The sequence below is a fragment of the Corynebacterium afermentans subsp. afermentans genome, from assembly GCF_030408355.1.
GTDB lineage: Bacteria > Actinomycetota > Actinomycetes > Mycobacteriales > Mycobacteriaceae > Corynebacterium > Corynebacterium afermentans.
The window spans coordinates 1,885,862-1,901,960 of record NZ_CP046606.1; the positions used below are offsets into that span (position 1 = coordinate 1,885,862).

The following is a 16,099-nucleotide window of genomic DNA, read 5'->3' on the forward strand; positions in this document are numbered from 1 at the left end:
TGCCCGGCCGAACAGCCGGGCAGTTTGTGTTTTGGTGGAGCTAACGGGATTCGAACCCGTGACCCCCACACTGCCAGTGTGGTGCGCTACCAACTGCGCCATAGCCCCTTGGATAACTCACGTAAATATACAGCCGGGCGCGCGGGCCTCCAAATCCCCAGCGGGAAAGCGAAACCGCCCCACCCCGGGGCCGGAGTGAGGCGGTGAAAACGTTAGCCGAAAGGCTTACATGCCGGCCAGGGTCTCCGGCCAGTTATCACGCTTGCCCTCAATGTCCTCGATGTCCTTACCGTCGACCAGGACGCGCGGGGTCCACGCCTCGCCGGTCTCGTCCTCCTGGTACTTCATGTTCTCAGAGCCCATGCGCTTGGCGGCCTCGATGTACTTGCCGTCGCGGATGTCCTGGATGGCCGCGTCGGATGCCTCGTAGTCCTTGGCCAGGTCGGCGAAGCCGTCGTTGTCGTACTTGTTGTACGCGGACTGTTGGTTCTGGAACAGGTAGTCGCGGACGGTGAACGCCTGCGCCAGGTCGCCGTTGGCGATCAGGGCCAGCTCGGCAGCGAGCGCCTTGGTGGAGTGGCCTTCTTGGCCTTGGTCCAGGGCGGTCATCGGGCGCAGTTCAACGTTGATCTCGCCGGCCTTGAGCTTCTCCAGCATTGCCTCGTCGGTGGCGATGTGCAGGTCCGCACAGTGGGTGCAGGAGAAGTCTTCGAACAGCTCGGCAGTCTTCGCGTCGGCGTTGTCGCCGGTGAGGTGGATGGTGTTTTCCTCCCCATCCCAGGCGACGTTGACGCCCTCGACGTCGATCATCTCTTCTTGGATTGCGGCGCTGCGGTTTTCGCGGCCGTTGAAGACGATCAGGCCGATCACCACGAGGGCGATGGCCAGGACGGCGAGGACTGCCCAGATGAAGGCGGCGTTGCCCTTCTTGTTCGGGTTTTCCACTTTGCGTGTGGTCACAGTTATCTCCTGTTGTGCGTGCCTTGCGGCATGACGGGTACTGTCTACCCGCTCAAGTTTAGGGGTAGATAGCGAACTTCTTAAACGGGCGCCACATCATAAACCCGGTAATCGCGATGTAGGCCAGGTCGCGCGCCACGGTGACAAGCAGGTTGCTCTCGCCTTCGCCGGCCTCAGACGGGTCGAAGCAGCCGCAGTCGATGACCAGCCCGCGCTGCCAGGCGGATAGCAGGCCGATGATGAACAGCGTCAGCACGATGATTGACACCTTGCCGGACCAGCGCAGCTTGATGCCTAGAAGCAGCAGCAGGCCGCCGGCGACTTCGAGCGGGCCGATGATGTGAGCCAGCAGGTAGGACCAGTCGGGGGTGAAGATCTCGTAGGCCTCGATGGTCTTGGTTACGTCGAGGGGGACGCCGAGTTTCGCGATGCCGGCGTCCAGCCATACGTATGCCATGAAGAAGCGCGCGAGTGCGGAAAGTACATCCAGCACCAGCGCTTTCGTGTCGCGCTCGGGCGCGGGGGTTGTCGTTGTGCTCACAGGTCGTACGTTACTCCATTAGTTGTCCAAAACTTCAGAAACGAGCGCCTGTGCCTCCTCTTGCACCTGCTTCAAATGCGCGTCGCCCTTGAAGGACTCGGCGTAGATCTTGTACTTGTCCTCGGTGCCAGAGGGCCGCGCGGCGAACCACGCGTTTTCAGTGGTCACCTTCAGCCCGCCGATGGCGGCACCGTTGCCGGGAGCTTCAGTCAGCTTTGCGACGATAGCTTCGCCCGCCAACGCATCCGCCGCGACCTGGTCCGCCGACAGCGCTTTGAGCTTGGCCTTTTCTTCGCGGCCGGCCGGGGCGTCGATGCGCGCGTAGGCCGAGGCACCGTACTCAGTCTCGAGCTCCGCGTAGCGCGCGGACGGGGTTTTACCGGTCACGGCGGCGATCTCCGCGGCGAGCAGGTCCATAATCAACCCGTCCTTGTCGGTGGACCAGACGGTGCCGTCCTTGCGCAAAAACGACGCGCCGGCAGATTCTTCCCCGCCGAAGCCGATCGTGCCGTCGATAAGCCCCGGCACAAACCACTTGAAGCCGACAGGCACCTCCACCAGCTCGCGGCCGAGCGATGCGACCACGCGGTCGATCATGGAGGACGAGACCAGCGTCTTGCCCACCGCGGTGCCATCCGCCCAGCCGTCGCGGTGGCTGAATAGGTACTCGATGGCCACGGCCAGGTAGTGGTTCGGGTTCATCAAACCGGCGTCCGGGGTGACAATGCCGTGGCGGTCCGCGTCGGCGTCGTTGCCGGTGGCCAGATCGAACTTGTCTCGGTTGTGCACCAGCGAGGCCATGGAGTTCGGGCTGGAGCAGTCCATGCGGATCTTGCCGTCGGTGTCCAGCGTCATAAACCGCCAGGTGGCGTCCACGTGCGGGTTGACCACCTCGAGGTTCAGCCCGTAACGCTCGCCGATCGCACCCCAGTAGTCCACGGACGCACCGCCCATCGGGTCAGCGCCGATGTGCAGGCCGGACGCCTTGATCGCGTCCATGTCCACCACGTTGCCCAGGTCGGAAACGTAGTGGTCGAGGTAGTCGAACTTCCCGGCGCGCTCGTCCAGCACGCCAGTGACAGGGGTGCGCTTCACACCGTCGAGGCCTGCGGCGATGTACTCGTTGGCGCGCTTGGCAATCCAATCCGTCGCCTCCGCCGGCGCCGGGCCGCCGGTGGGCGGGTTGTATTTGAAACCGCCGTCGCGCGGCGGGTTGTGGGACGGGGTCACCACAATGCCGTCGGCCTTGCCGCTGGTGTGGGTCAGGATGGCGTGGGAGACGGCCGGGGTGGGAGTGTAGCGCCCTTTAGCGTCGACAAGCACCGGCACCCCATTGGCGATGAGCACCTCGATCGCGGAGACCATCGCCGGCTCGGACAGGGCGTGGGTGTCGCGGCCGATGTAGACCGGCCCGTCGATGCCCTCGCCGCGGCGGTAGTCCACGATCGCCTGCGTGGTGGCCAGGATGTGCGCCTCGTTGAACGCGTTGTCCAGGGACGAGCCGCGGTGGCCGGAGGTGCCGAAGGCGACCTGCTGGTCCGGGTTGTCCGGGTCGATGTCGCGGGTGTAGTAGGCGGTGATCACCTCGGCGATGTCGATGAGGTCGTCCTCGCGGGCGGGCTGTCCGGCGCGTTGGTGTGCCATGGGAATACTCCTTGTGTCTCAGGCAGAGTCCTTCCCACCATCATCGCCCGTGAATGTTTTTCCTGCCACCTATATATTATTCACCGCGCTGTATGTTTTACTTCTGTTCATGGCTGACAACTTGAACAACATCCTCAGTGCTATCTCCACCTTTGTCTGGGGACCGTTCCTGCTCATCCCTCTGCTGCTGGGCACCGGCCTGTTTTTGACCGTACGCCTGCGCGGCATCCAGTTCCGCACCCTCGGCCGCGCCACCCGCCACGCCTTCGTGGACAAGTCCGAGGAAGGCGCGGGCGACATCTCCAACTACCAGGCGCTGACCACCGCCCTGGCCGCCACGGTGGGCACCGGCAACATCGTCGGCGTGGCCACCGCGATCTCCATCGGCGGGCCCGGCGCGCTGTTTTGGATCTGGCTCACCGGCATCGTCGGCATGGCCTCGAAGTACTCCGAGGCATACCTGGGCGTGCGTTTCCGCACCACCGACAAGAAAGGCAAGCAGCAGGGCGGGCCCCACGAGTACTTAAAAACCGGTGTCGGCGGCCGCTTCGGTAAATTCCTCGCTGCGGCGTTTACCCTGTTCACCATCTTCGCCTCCTTCGGCATCGGCAACCTCGCCCAGGGCAACTCCATCGCCGCGGGCATGAACGACGCCTTCGGCATCAGCGCGAACGTCGCCGGCGTGATCATCTTCTTCGCCGTCGGCGCGGCCGTGCTCGGCGGCATCGAGGGCATCGGCAAAATCACCGCGGCGTTCGTGCCGCTGATGATCGTCATCTACGTCGGCGGCGGCATCACCGCGCTGGCGCTGATGGCGGACCGGGTGCCGGCGGCCATCACCACCATCTTCACCGACGCGTTCACCGGCACCGCAGCCACCGGCGGTTTCGTCGGCTCCGGCATCATGCTGGCCATCCAGTTCGGCGTGGCCCGCGGCATCTTCTCCAACGAGTCCGGCATGGGCTCCGCCGCAATCGCCGCCGCGGCCGCGAAGACGCAGCACCCGGCGCGCCAGGCGCTGGTGTCCATGACCCAGACGTTCATCGACACCATCTTGGTTGTCACGATCACCGGCCTGGTCATCGTCACCGCCGGCACCTGGGACATGGGCCGCGACCAGGCCGCGATCATGACCGCCACCGCCTTCGAGACGGCCCTGCCCGGCGAGTGGGGCAGCCTGATCGTCTCCGTCGCCCTGATCTTCTTCGCGTTTTCCACCATCCTGGGCTGGTCCTACTACGGCGAGCGCGCCATCGTGGCACTGTTCGGCGACTGGGCGTCCATCCCCTACCGCATGTTCTTCACTGCCCTGTCGTTTGTCGGCGCGGTGGCGTCGCTGGAGCTGGCGTGGACGTTCTCCGACCTGTCCAATGGGCTGATGGCCATCCCGAACCTCATCGGTCTGCTCATCCTGTCGGGCTTGGTGGTGCGCGAGACCCGCGAGTACCTCGCCTGGGACCCGAAGCTGACTAAGACGCCGGAAGAGGTCGCCGACTTCGTGGAACGCCAGCAGATGGACTGGCGATAGACTCGCAGCCGTGGACACATTCCGGACAGCATTGCTGATTGGCCTCGGGGCGGGCCTTGGGGCCGTCGTCAGGCACCTTGTTGTGCTCTATGGCGCCGCACCCGGCACCACCGCGGCGCTCGCACTGACCTTCGCCGTCAACATCGCAGGCTGCTTCGCCATGGGCGCGTGGAAACCGGGCCCAGTGTGGGGCACCGGGTTTTTGGGCGGCTTCACCACCTTCTCCGCGATTTCGGTGGCGGCGATGCAGTCGGAGGCGATCATCGCGCTGGTCATCATTGCACTTAGCTTTGCGACGTCTATAGTTTCCTACCTTCTCGGCCACACCCTCCGGGAGCGCCGCCATGGCTAGCTGGCTCGGATTGGCACTCACCCTCGCCGTGGTGTTCGCCGGCGGCGTGCTCGGCGGCATGTCCCGGTTCGCCTTAACGAAGCTGATCGGCAACGCCCACGCCGCCACCTTCGCCGCCAACACCGTGGCCTGCGCCGTAGCCGGTTTCGCCGCCACCGCCCCAATCGCGTGGCAGATCGCGCTCGGCGCAGGCTTCGCCGGCGCGCTTTCCACCTGGTCCACGCTGGCGCGTGAGCTCGGCGACCTGATCGCCGCCGGGCGCCACCGTGAAGCACTTCGCTACGCGCTGTGCACGGCGGTGCTGGGCATCGTCGCCGTCTGGTTCGGCATGCGCTGGGGCCTTCGCGCCTTCGCCGGATAGGGCGCTAAGGTGGACAAATGTGCAGTTCGATGACCTAACAACCGGCCTTTCCGTGGCGTTGGGCGCGGGGCTTGGAGCTGTCGCACGCTACCTGGTCCTCATCTGGGTTAGCCCCACCACGCCCGAAGCCCTCGCGCTGACCGTCACCTCTGCGGTGAACCTGGTCGCCTGCTTTGCCATGGGCCTGTTCCAACCCGGCCCGTTCTGGGGCGTGGGCTTCCTCGGCGGGTTTTCCACCCTGTCCGCTGTTTCCCTGACCGCGGTGTCGGATTCGCCGGTGTGGGCCGGATTCATCATCGCGCTCAGCCTCACCACCGCCACCCTGGCCTGGATGGCCGGCGACGCCACCCGGGGACACCGGCATGCCTGACCTGTTGCCTCTACTCATCGGAGTTGTGGCCGTGTTCATCGGCGGAATGCTAGGCGGGTTTGCCCGCTGGGTACTCATGCGCCAGATCCACAGCACGCTTGCGTCCACTTTCGCGGCGAACGTCTCGGCGGCCGCAGTCATCGGCTTCGCGGTGGCAGCGCCGGGCGTGTTGCGCGTCGGCATCGGTGTGGGTTTCGCAGGTGCCCTGTCCACCCTGTCCATGCTCGCGCGGCAGCTCGGGGAGATGGCAAAGGCCGGCGAGTTCGTCCTGGCCGCGAAGTACGGCGTGGGCACCGCCCTGGCCGCCATCGCCGCCTCCGCGGTCGGCGTGTACGGCTTCGGGTGAGCCCCCCCTACTCCGCGATCGCGTCCAGCGGCGGCGTCTTCGCGGCCCTGCCGGCCGGCCACACCGCGGCCAACAAACCGACGACAAACGAGCCGCCAAGCACGGTGCCGATGAGCGGCCACGGGACCACGATCGTCGTTAAGCCTTTCGCCTCAAGGACAGTAAGGAACGCCCACCCCAAACCGAGCCCCAACAGCACGCCGAGGATCGCGCCATAGACCGTCATCTGCACCGACTCGAGCGTGATCATCGTCCGGATCTGGCGGCGCTGCGTGCCCACCGCGCGCAACATGCCGATCTCCTGGCGGCGCTCTATCACCGACAGCGTCAGCGTGTTCACAATGCCCAGCACCGCAATCACCACCGCCAGGGACAGCAGCGCATAGAGGATGAACAGCATCTGGTCGATCATGGCGGAGACCTCGCCGGCCATATCCTGCGTGGAGCGCACCTGCACCACAATGTCGTGGCGCACCAGCTCCTCGAGGTTGGCGCGCAGCTGGTCCTCGTCCACCGTGCCGTCGTTGTTCACACCGATCATGAGGATCCGGCCCGTGCCGCGCGCGCCCGTGGCGGCGGCCGCCTCGTCGGAAACCACAAACGACTGCAAGATATTTGACGGCGCAAACAGCCCGCCCAGGGTTGCCTGAACCGACTCCCCGCTGGGCCCGGCGACAGTCAACGTGTCGCCGACGCGCCAGCCGTGCTCCTGCGCCAGCGGCTCGGGCGCGATGATGGTGTTGCCGTCCAGGCTGGAGCTCCCCGCAACCATGTCCAGGGTGATCAGGTCCGCCGGGTCGCCGCGCAGCACGTCGGTGACGCCGAAACCGCCGAGCTGGTAGCCGAACTGCCCGTCCACCGAGATCGGCGCCTGGGTGTAGGCGGCTGTCTCGCCAGCGCCCTCGACCGATTGCAGGCGCTCCGGCAGGTCCTCCGGCAGCGGGAACACCCCGTTCTGCGGTCCGGAGAGCACGAAGTCCGCGGACACCTCGCTGGTGGCGACGTCATCCACCGAGCGCTTCATCGACGCGCCCAGCATGCCAATCACCGTCACAAGCGCAATGCCCAGCATCAGTGCAAACGCCGTGGTGGCGGTGCGGTGCGGGTTGCGGCGCGTGTTTGTGGAGGCGAGTGTGCCCACCGCGCCGAACGGCGCGCCGATGACCCTGCCCAGCGGCGGCACCACCGGCAAGCTCAGCGCCGGGCCGGACAAGAACAGGCCGGTAATCGCAGCCAGCGCCGCCGCCCCCACCAGGGCCGCTCGGCGCCCGGTCGGTCCGTCGTCCCAGCCCATCGCGTACACCGCGGCGGCCACGCCCGTGGCCACCAGGACAAGACCCGCGACAGTGCGCCAACGCAGCGGCTGCGGCGTGGCGGCCTCGCTGGAACGCATCGCCTCCACCGGCTTGACCTGCCCCGCCTTGCGCGCCGGCGCCAGGGCTGAGAGCACCGTCACCAGCGTGCCCACCACAATCGGCACTACCACCGCGCGCACGGACAGGCCCGTACCCGCATCCGGTAGCGGCATGCCGTAGCGCGCCATCGCCACCCGGATCAGCGCCACCAGCCCCACGCCACCGGCGACGCCGAGCGCAGAGCCAATCACACCCACCAGGGCGGACTCGAACGCCACCGAGCGGGTGATCTGCCCGCGCGCGGCCCCCAGCGCGCGCAGCAGCGCGAACTCGCGGGTACGCTGCGCCACGATCATGGAGCAGGTGTTCGCAATGAGGAACGTCCCCACCAACAAGCCCACCAGGCCGAACGCGACCAAAAAGTAGCTGACAAAGCTCAGGCCATCCCGAATCTGCTGGGAGATTTCTTCGGCCACATCCGCGCCCGCGCGCACCTCCAACTCAGGAAACTCGCTTTTCAACCTATCGACGACCCCCTGTCCCCCATCCACCGTCACCGCCGGCACCGACGCGCCATCCCGGTACACGTCAAGGTATGCCTGCTCCCCCACCCGCAGCACCAGCGACGTTTCCTGCGCCAGCGGGTCCTCATACAACCCCGTGACGGTGAACTCGTTGCGCCCGTCCTTGTCTACCACGATGAGCTTCTCGCCCATCTCGATGCCGTACTTCTGCGCGCCGTTCGCGTTGACGGCGATGTCGCCGGCGGCGGTGGGAGCGGAGCCGTCGATAAGCAAAGGCGCCCTTCCCACTGCCTCACCTTCGCCGTAGAAAGGCATGAGGCGCGAGGTTCCGAGTTGCGTCTGAATCGCAACTTCATCTTGCCTAGCGACGACCACAGGAACATCCACGAACACATTCACCCGATCGACGCCCTCGGTGCCCCTGATGGCGTCGAACGTGTCCCTATCGATGCTGCCCTCGGTCGGGCGCACCACCGCATCCACGTCCTCGAGCGCCGTGTCCACCGCAGAATCGAACGTGGCGGACAGCATGTTCGTGAACATCAGCGCACCCGACAGGAACGCCGTGCCCAGCACAACTGCCAGCACCGTCAGCGCGAGTCGCAGCTTGTGCGCTGCGACGTTGCGCAGCGAGACCTTCGTCAGCGTGTCGGCCATCTAGTCCTCCATGCCAGCCATGACGCGGAGGATGGAATCCATGTCCGGGTCGCGCATCTCGTCGACGATGTTGCCGTCACGCAAAAACACCACCCGGTCGGCATAGGACGCAGCACGGGCATCATGCGTGACAATGACCACCGTCTGCCCGTCCTTATCCACCGCCGTGCGGAGAATCTCCAGGACCTCGCGCGACGCGTTGGAATCCAGGTTCCCCGTCGGTTCGTCGCCGAAAATCAACTCAGGGCGGCTCACCAACGCGCGGGCGCAGGCGACGCGCTGCTGCTGGCCTCCCGACAGCTCCGCCGGGCGGTGATCCAGGCGCTTGGCTAGGCCGAGGCGCGCAGTAACCTCATCGAACCACGCCTGGTCAACCTTGCCGCCCGCAATGCTCGTGGGCAGCGTGATGTTCTCAGCGGCGGTGAGAGTGGGAACCAGGTTGAAGGACTGGAAGATGAATCCGAGGCGGTCGCGCCTCAGTGTCGTGAGCTCCTTGTCATTCAGCTCCGACAGATCTGTCTCCCCGATGTACGCCGACCCCGTGGTGGCGGAGTCAAGCCCCGCCATCACGTGCATGAGCGTCGACTTCCCCGAACCGGACGGTCCCATAATCGCAGTGAACTCGTTACGGCCGAACTCGATATCGACGCCGTCGAGCGCTCTGACTTCGGTATCGCCCTTGCCATACGTCTTGACCAGCGACACCGCTCGTGCCGCAGCCCCGCTCACTGCGGGTTCTGGCGTTCCTGTGCCGGGTGCACCTGTGTGGGGTGTTTCTGTCTCAAGGATCTCGTCCGAATCAGCCATCGAGGTTCGCCTCCCTGTCATTCCGTTCCTCCGGGACTATACGCACCCGGTAAGGCGGGGAAGGTCGTTAGCTACTCCCTTGAAGAATTCGTGGGTGTTCCCCAATGATGGGGGTCGGCAGGTTGTCCGCAATGCGGATGTTCGCGGCGGCGGCTTTCGTAAACGTTGACGGTCCAGCCGTTTTCGGCCGCTGGTTGCCCAGGTGGGAAATCGCGCGCTTTGTGTCAACTTTTACGAGACCGCCAGCTACATGGTCCGTGGGTAAGCACCCATTGTTGGTGCAGGCCCAGTTGTCCGCAATGCGGAGTTTGGTGGGGCCGGGCTTTCGTGGGTGTGCGCCAATGATGGGTGCATCTGGGGTTGTCCGCAATGCGGAGTGTGGACCGTACCTGGGTTGTTGTGGGTGCGTTGTTGGTCGAGTAGTGGAGGTCGAGTCCGTCGGTGTACGCGGGCGTACTCGACGTCCGGTACTCGACTTTCGCCCCACTGTCGGCGTCATCGTGGCTGCGTGTGCTGTCCCCGCGACCTATGTGGCCCCTAGTTGGCAGGTCGCGGCCCGCCGGGTGATTTCGCCCCGGGGATTTCATGGGTGTGCACCAATGATGGGTGCCACTGTGCTTGTCCGCAATGCGGAGTGAGGCCCGGGCACGGAATTGGTTGGTGTGCACCAATGATGGGTGCGGGTGTGGTTGTCCGCAAGGCGGAATTGCACCCCGGACTTTCGTGGGTAAGCGCCAATAGTTGGTGTATCTGGTGTTGTCCGCAATGCGGAGTCTAGCCAGGTGGGTTCGGGCCAGGCATAGCAAAGCACCCGCCGCACCATCAGTGTTGGTGCGGCGGGTGTGTTGTGTGAAGTTGTTGGGTCGGCGGTAACCTACTCTCCCACTCCCTCCCGGGGGCAGTACCATCGGCGCGGGCGGGCTTAGCTTCCGGGTTCGGAATGGGACCGGGCGTTTCCCCGCCGCCATCAACCACCGACACACCTTTGGGGCATGGTCGGCTGATTAACAATCAGCGTGATGCAATTATTGTTGGCCAACCGGTTGTATCGCCGGTGGTGTGTTGTGTCAGTGACTGCACAGTGGACGCAAGCAACAAGCTTGTGTGTTTCTTCGCGGTGTTCACAACCTATTGGTGTGTGATTGGTGTTTATTGGTGTATTAGTACCGGTCGCCTCCACACATTGCTGTGCTTCCAGGTCCGGCCTATCAACCCAGTAGTCTCCTGGGAACCTCAAATGAAACCTCATCTTAAAACAGGCTTCCCGCTTAGATGCTTTCAGCGGTTATCCCTCCCGTACGTAGCCAACCAGCCGTGCTCCTGGCGGAACAACTGGCACACTAGAGGTACGTCCGTCCCGGTCCTCTCGTACTAGGGACAGCCTTCTTCAAGTTTCAACGCGCGCGGCGGATAGAGACCGAACTGTCTCACGACGTTCTGAACCCAGCTCGCGTGCCGCTTTAATGGGCGAACAGCCCAACCCTTGGGACCTACTCCAGCCCCAGGATGCGACGAGCCGACATCGAGGTGCCAAACCATCCCGTCGATATGGACTCTTGGGGAAGATCAGCCTGTTATCCCCGGGGTACCTTTTATCCGTTGAGCGACACCACATCCACAAGTAGGTGCCGGATCACTAGTCCCGACTTTCGTCCCTGCTCGACTTGCAAGTCTCGCAGTCAAGCTCCCTTGTGCACTTACACTCTACACACCTGATTGCCAACCAGGCTGAGGGAACCTTTGGGCGCCTCCGTTACATTTTGGGAGGCAACCGCCCCAGTTAAACTACCCACCAGGCACTGTCCCCAACCCAGATCATGGGCCAAGGTTAGATATCCACTACGGTCAGAGTGGTATTTCAACAACGACTCCACACACACTGGCGTGCATGCTTCCAAGTCTCCCACCTATCCTACACAAACCGCACCGAATGCCAATACCAAGCTATAGTGAAGGTCCCGGGGTCTTTTCGTCCTGCCGCGCGAAACGAGCATCTTTACTCGTACTGCAATTTCACCGGGCCTGTGGTTGAGACAGCAGGGGAGTCGTTACGCCATTCGTGCAGGTCGGAACTTACCCGACAAGGAATTTCGCTACCTTAGGATGGTTATAGTTACCACCGCCGTTTACTGGGGCTTAAATTCTCCGCTTCGGACAACGTCCTAACGGGTCCTCTTAACCTTCCAGCACCGGGCAGGCGTCAGTCCGTATACATCAACTTAACCGTCTTCGCACGGACCTGTGTTTTTGATAAACAGTCGCTCCCCTCTCTTCTCTGCGACCCCAACCAGCTCAACACGAATGTGTGTCACCGGTTGTGGTCCCCCTTCTCCCGAAGTTACGGGGGCATTTTGCCGAGTTCCTTAACCACAGTTCACCCGCTCGCCTTAGTATTTTCTACCTGACCACCTGTGTCGGTTATGGGTACGGGCCGTACATGCACATCGCTAGAGGCTTTTCTCGGCAGTACAGGATCACCAACATCACCCGATTCGGGCTACGCATCACGCCTCACACTTGATGACAACCGGATTTGACCAATGTTGTCGTGCCACACGCTTGCACCGCAATCCAATAAGCGGCTTAGCTACCTCACTGCGTCACCCCATCACTGACCTACAACGGATCAGGCCCCACGCATCACCACCAACCAACCATCCCCGAAGGGATGGCAACGATCGGCAGATCAGGGTGGTTAGTCTCACCGCTTCGATACTGGGCGCGCACATACGGGTACGGGAATATCAACCCGTTAACCATCGACTACGCCTGTCGGCCTCGCCTTAGGACCCGACTCACCCTGGGAAGACGAACTTGACCCAGGAACCCTTAGTCATCCGGCGGGCAAGATTCTCACTTGCCATTCGTTACTCATGCCTGCATTCTCACTCGCATGCAGTCCACCGCTCCTTCCGATACGGCTTCACCCCACACACGACGCTCCCCTACCCAAACAACAAAATTGTTTGCCGCGGCTTCGGCGGTGTGCTTGAGCCCCACTGAATTGTCGGCGCGGAACCACTCGACCAGTGAGCTATTACGCACTCTTTCAAGGATGGCTGCTTCTAAGCCAACCTCCTGGCTGTCTTCGCGATCCCACATCCTTTTCCACTTAGCACACCCTTAGGGGCCTTAACCGGCGATCTGGGCTGTTTCCCTCTCGACTATGAAGCTTATCCCCCACAGTCTCACTGCAATGCACCACTATAACCGGTATTCGGAGTTTGGCTGACGTCGCTAAGATGATAGTCCCGCTCAACCAACCAGTAGCTCTACCTCCGGCAAGCTCACATCACGCTGCACCTAAATGCATTTCGGGGAGAACCAGCTATCACGGAGTTTGATTGGCCTTTCACCCCTACCCACAGCTCATCCCCTCAGTTTTCAACCTAAGTGGGTTCGCGCCTCCACAACCTCTTACAGCTGCTTCACACTGGCCATGGGTAGATCACCCCGCTTCGGGTCCAGGACATGCCACTTGCCACCCTATTCGGATTCGCTTTCGCTACGACTACCCCACACAAACGGGTTAACCTCGCGACATGCCGCTGACTCGCAGGCTCATTCTTCAAAAGGCACGCCATCACACACAAGGTGCTCTGACGGATTGTAAGCGCATGGTTTCAGGAACTCTTTCACTCCCCTCCCGGGGTACTTTTCACCATTCCCTCACGGTACTTCATCCACTATCGGTCACACTGAGTATTTAGGCTTACCGGGTGGTCCCGGCAGATTCACAGCAGATTCCACGAGCCCGCTGCTACTCGGGAACACAAACAACACAACCACACACACCTTCACGTACAGGACTCATCACCTACTCCGGTGCACCATCCCAGATGCTTCCGCTGATGCATATGCGTTGCGCTTGCAGTCGGCAGCCTGCAACATTTGCGCCCCACAACACCGCACACGCAACCCCTGCCAGGTATCACACGCACACGGTTTAGCCTCATCCGCTATCGCTCGCCACTACACACGGAATCACAATTGTTTTCTTCTCCTACGGGTACTGAGATGTTTCACTTCCCCGCGTCAACCCCCACACAGACTATGAATTCACCTGCGGGTAACACCACACAACCGGTGCTGGGTTTCCCCATTCGGACATCCTCGGATCAACGCTTTGTTGGCAACTCCCCGAGGCATAACGCAGCCTCACACGTCCTTCATCGGCTCAGCATGCCAAGGCATCCACCATACGCCCGTAACAAAACACACGGACACACAAACAAACAGGTATAAACACCAAAACACAAAAAAGAAAGATACTCGCGTCCACTATACAGTTCTCACACAACACAACCCCACACACAACCAACCACAACAACGCAGCCGTGTACGCAGGGCCCAACAGGAACAACCAATGCTGCCCCAGACACCCAACAGTGCACCAACGAAAAACCCCTTTTGTCACGCAATATGGTGTATCCACCAACCCCAACACCACGCAGCACACACCCCAACCAGGCACCACCATCACCACCTTCGATGACACGGCGACCTACGGGTATGCCTCCACCCGGCAAAAACAACACAGTGGCAGTCACACACTCGGCGACTCAACCACATTCGCCCACAACTGTGGGCACACAAAATAAAAGCTCCTTAGAAAGGAGGTGATCCAGCCGCACCTTCCGGTACGGCTACCTTGTTACGACTTCGTCCCAATCGCCGATCCCACCTTCGACAGCTCCCTTTAACAGGCCACTGGCTTCGGGTGTTACCAACTTTCATGACGTGACGGGCGGTGTGTACAAGGCCCGGGAACGTATTCACCGCAGCGTTGCTGATCTGCGATTACTAGCGACTCCGACTTCATGGGGTCGAGTTGCAGACCCCAATCCGAACTACGACCGGCTTTCAGCGATTAGCACACCCTCACAGGCTCGCAAACGCGTTGTACCGACCATTGTAGCATGTGTGAAGCCCTGGACATAAGGGGCATGATGATTTGACGTCATCCCCACCTTCCTCCGAGTTAACCCCGGCAGTCTCTCACGAGTCCCCAACCGAATTGCTGGCAACATAAGACAAGGGTTGCGCTCGTTGCGGGACTTAACCCAACATCTCACGACACGAGCTGACGACAACCATGCACCACCTGTACACCAACCACAAAGGGAAACCGTATCTCTACGGCGATCTGGTGTATGTCAAGCCCAGGTAAGGTTCTTCGCGTTGCATCGAATTAATCCACATGCTCCGCCGCTTGTGCGGGCCCCCGTCAATTCCTTTGAGTTTTAGCCTTGCGGCCGTACTCCCCAGGCGGGGCGCTTAATGCGTTAGCTACGGCACGAACCCCGTGGAAGGGACTCACACCTAGCGCCCACCGTTTACGGCATGGACTACCAGGGTATCTAATCCTGTTCGCTACCCATGCTTTCGCTCCTCAGCGTCAGTTACTGCCCAGAGACCTGCCTTCGCCATCGGTGTTCCTCCTGATATCTGCGCATTCCACCGCTACACCAGGAATTCCAGTCTCCCCTACAGCACTCAAGTTATGCCCGTATCGCCTGCAGTCCCGCAGTTAAGCTGCGGGCTTACACAAACGACGCGACAAACCACCTACGAGCTCTTTACGCCCAGTAATTCCGGACAACGCTCGCACCCTACGTATTACCGCGGCTGCTGGCACGTAGTTAGCCGGTGCTTCTTCTCCAGGTACCGTCACAAATAAGCTTCGTCCCTAGCGAAAGGAGTTTACAACCCGAAGGCCGTCATCCCCCACGCGGCGTCGCTGCATCAGGCTTGCGCCCATTGTGCAATATTCCCCACTGCTGCCTCCCGTAGGAGTCTGGGCCGTATCTCAGTCCCAATGTGGCCGTACACCCTCTCAGGCCGGCTACCCGTCGACGCCTTGGTAGGCCATTACCCCACCAACAAGCTGATAGGCCGCGAGCTCATCCCACACCGAAAAACTTTCCACCACACCATCCAAAATGTGGTCCTATCCGGTATTAGACCCAGTTTCCCAGGCTTATCCCGAAGTGCAGGGCAGATCACCCACGTGTTACTCACCCGTTCGCCACTCGAGTACCAGTGCAAGCACTGGCCTTTCCGTTCGACTTGCATGTGTTAAGCACGCCGCCAGCGTTCATCCTGAGCCAGGATCAAACTCTCCACAAAAAACGTTTCAGAAAGAAACAGGCCGTGAAAAGCCCAATACCCAACCAAAAACAAACCAACCAACACCCAAACAGGCGCCGGACTGGCAAAAATCCAAAAATTACAAGGTTCAACAACCGACCCCAACCCGACGGGGTTATAAAGCAGGGCCGATCAAAATACGTGAAACATGTTCAACCACACCCCACGCACACTATGAACCAAAAGATGACGCGATCCATCATTGGAATTCAACCACGCCACCACCGGCACACACCCAAAAAGGCGCACACCACACAGTGCACAAAAAGAGGCAGGCAAACACACCCACGCAACAAAAGTACATTGGCACACTATCGAGTTCTCAAACAACACCAGCACACCCAACACCAACCCACACACAGTGAGCCAGCATCAAAGTGACTTTGGAATCTACCAGCGATTGTTTTCCTGCCCGCCACACAAACCGGAAAGAATCTCACCTTCCAGCGGGGCGTTGTCGGTCTCGCTGACTCGATATAAGTTACACACACCCCACACACAACA

The 16,099-nt window shown here is 61.6% G+C and carries 10 protein-coding genes, 1 tRNA gene and 3 rRNA genes; 5 read left to right on the plus strand and 9 right to left on the minus strand.

The window, feature by feature from the left end; genetic code table 11:
* Positions 1-32 precede the first annotated feature (32 nt).
* The 4 genes from CAFEA_RS09055 to pgm all read right to left on the minus strand — a co-directional run bounded on the left by CAFEA_RS09055 (position 33) and on the right by pgm (position 3,145).
* Positions 33-108: transfer RNA gene (locus tag CAFEA_RS09055), tRNA-Ala, on the minus strand.
* A 117-nt stretch (positions 109-225) separates the two neighbouring features.
* On the minus strand, positions 226-960 hold the full coding sequence (locus tag CAFEA_RS09060; protein WP_063937274.1) for a thioredoxin domain-containing protein: 735 nt from the start codon (positions 958-960) through the stop codon (positions 226-228).
* A gap of 58 nt (positions 961-1,018) precedes the next feature.
* Entirely contained in the window at positions 1,019-1,501 is a 483-nt protein-coding gene (locus CAFEA_RS09065; RefSeq protein ID WP_253704925.1) for a MauE/DoxX family redox-associated membrane protein, read from the minus strand.
* Between the two features lie 18 nt (positions 1,502-1,519).
* Positions 1,520-3,145: a phosphoglucomutase (alpha-D-glucose-1,6-bisphosphate-dependent) gene (gene pgm / locus CAFEA_RS09070; RefSeq protein ID WP_063937273.1), complete on the minus strand. Its 1,626-nt coding sequence runs from the start codon at positions 3,143-3,145 to the stop codon at positions 1,520-1,522.
* A 109-nt stretch (positions 3,146-3,254) separates the two neighbouring features.
* Here pgm and CAFEA_RS09075 point away from each other — a divergent pair, with 109 nt between their 5' ends.
* The 5 genes from CAFEA_RS09075 to CAFEA_RS09095 are packed head-to-tail and all read left to right on the plus strand — an operon-like array spanning position 3,255 to position 6,102.
* Entirely contained in the window at positions 3,255-4,673 is a 1,419-nt protein-coding gene (locus CAFEA_RS09075; RefSeq protein ID WP_063937272.1) for an alanine/glycine:cation symporter family protein, read from the plus strand.
* 10 nt (positions 4,674-4,683) lie between these two features.
* Entirely contained in the window at positions 4,684-5,025 is a 342-nt protein-coding gene (locus CAFEA_RS09080; protein WP_063937271.1) for a CrcB family protein, read from the plus strand.
* Positions 5,018-5,386, plus strand: a complete 369-nt coding sequence (locus tag CAFEA_RS09085) for a FluC/FEX family fluoride channel (protein WP_143313377.1) — start codon at positions 5,018-5,020, stop codon at positions 5,384-5,386. Before CAFEA_RS09080 ends, CAFEA_RS09085 begins: the two co-directional genes overlap by 8 nt.
* A 19-nt stretch (positions 5,387-5,405) precedes the next feature.
* On the plus strand, positions 5,406-5,756 hold the full coding sequence (locus CAFEA_RS09090; RefSeq protein ID WP_063937270.1) for a CrcB family protein: 351 nt from the start codon (positions 5,406-5,408) through the stop codon (positions 5,754-5,756).
* Positions 5,749-6,102 (plus strand): FluC/FEX family fluoride channel, encoded by a 354-nt coding sequence (locus CAFEA_RS09095; protein WP_034998032.1) that lies wholly within the window; start codon positions 5,749-5,751, stop codon positions 6,100-6,102. Before CAFEA_RS09090 ends, CAFEA_RS09095 begins: the two co-directional genes overlap by 8 nt.
* A 7-nt stretch (positions 6,103-6,109) precedes the next feature.
* Here the strand turns inward: CAFEA_RS09095 and CAFEA_RS09100 are convergent, their stop codons facing one another.
* The 5 genes from CAFEA_RS09100 to CAFEA_RS09120 form a co-directional block, all read right to left on the minus strand.
* A complete protein-coding gene (locus CAFEA_RS09100; protein WP_063937269.1) occupies positions 6,110-8,638 on the minus strand; it encodes an ABC transporter permease in 2,529 nt (842 codons plus the stop codon).
* Positions 8,639-9,445, minus strand: a complete 807-nt coding sequence (locus tag CAFEA_RS09105; RefSeq protein ID WP_172796709.1) for an ABC transporter ATP-binding protein — start codon at positions 9,443-9,445, stop codon at positions 8,639-8,641. It abuts the gene before it with no gap.
* Between the two features lie 861 nt (positions 9,446-10,306).
* A 5S ribosomal RNA gene (rrf, locus tag CAFEA_RS09110) occupies positions 10,307-10,424 on the minus strand.
* A 155-nt stretch (positions 10,425-10,579) separates the two neighbouring features.
* Positions 10,580-13,666 (minus strand): 23S ribosomal RNA (locus CAFEA_RS09115).
* A 391-nt stretch (positions 13,667-14,057) separates the two neighbouring features.
* A 16S ribosomal RNA gene (locus tag CAFEA_RS09120) occupies positions 14,058-15,574 on the minus strand.
* The 16S, 23S and 5S rRNA genes sit together here, the layout of an rRNA operon.
* Between the last annotated feature and the right edge of the window lie 525 nt (positions 15,575-16,099).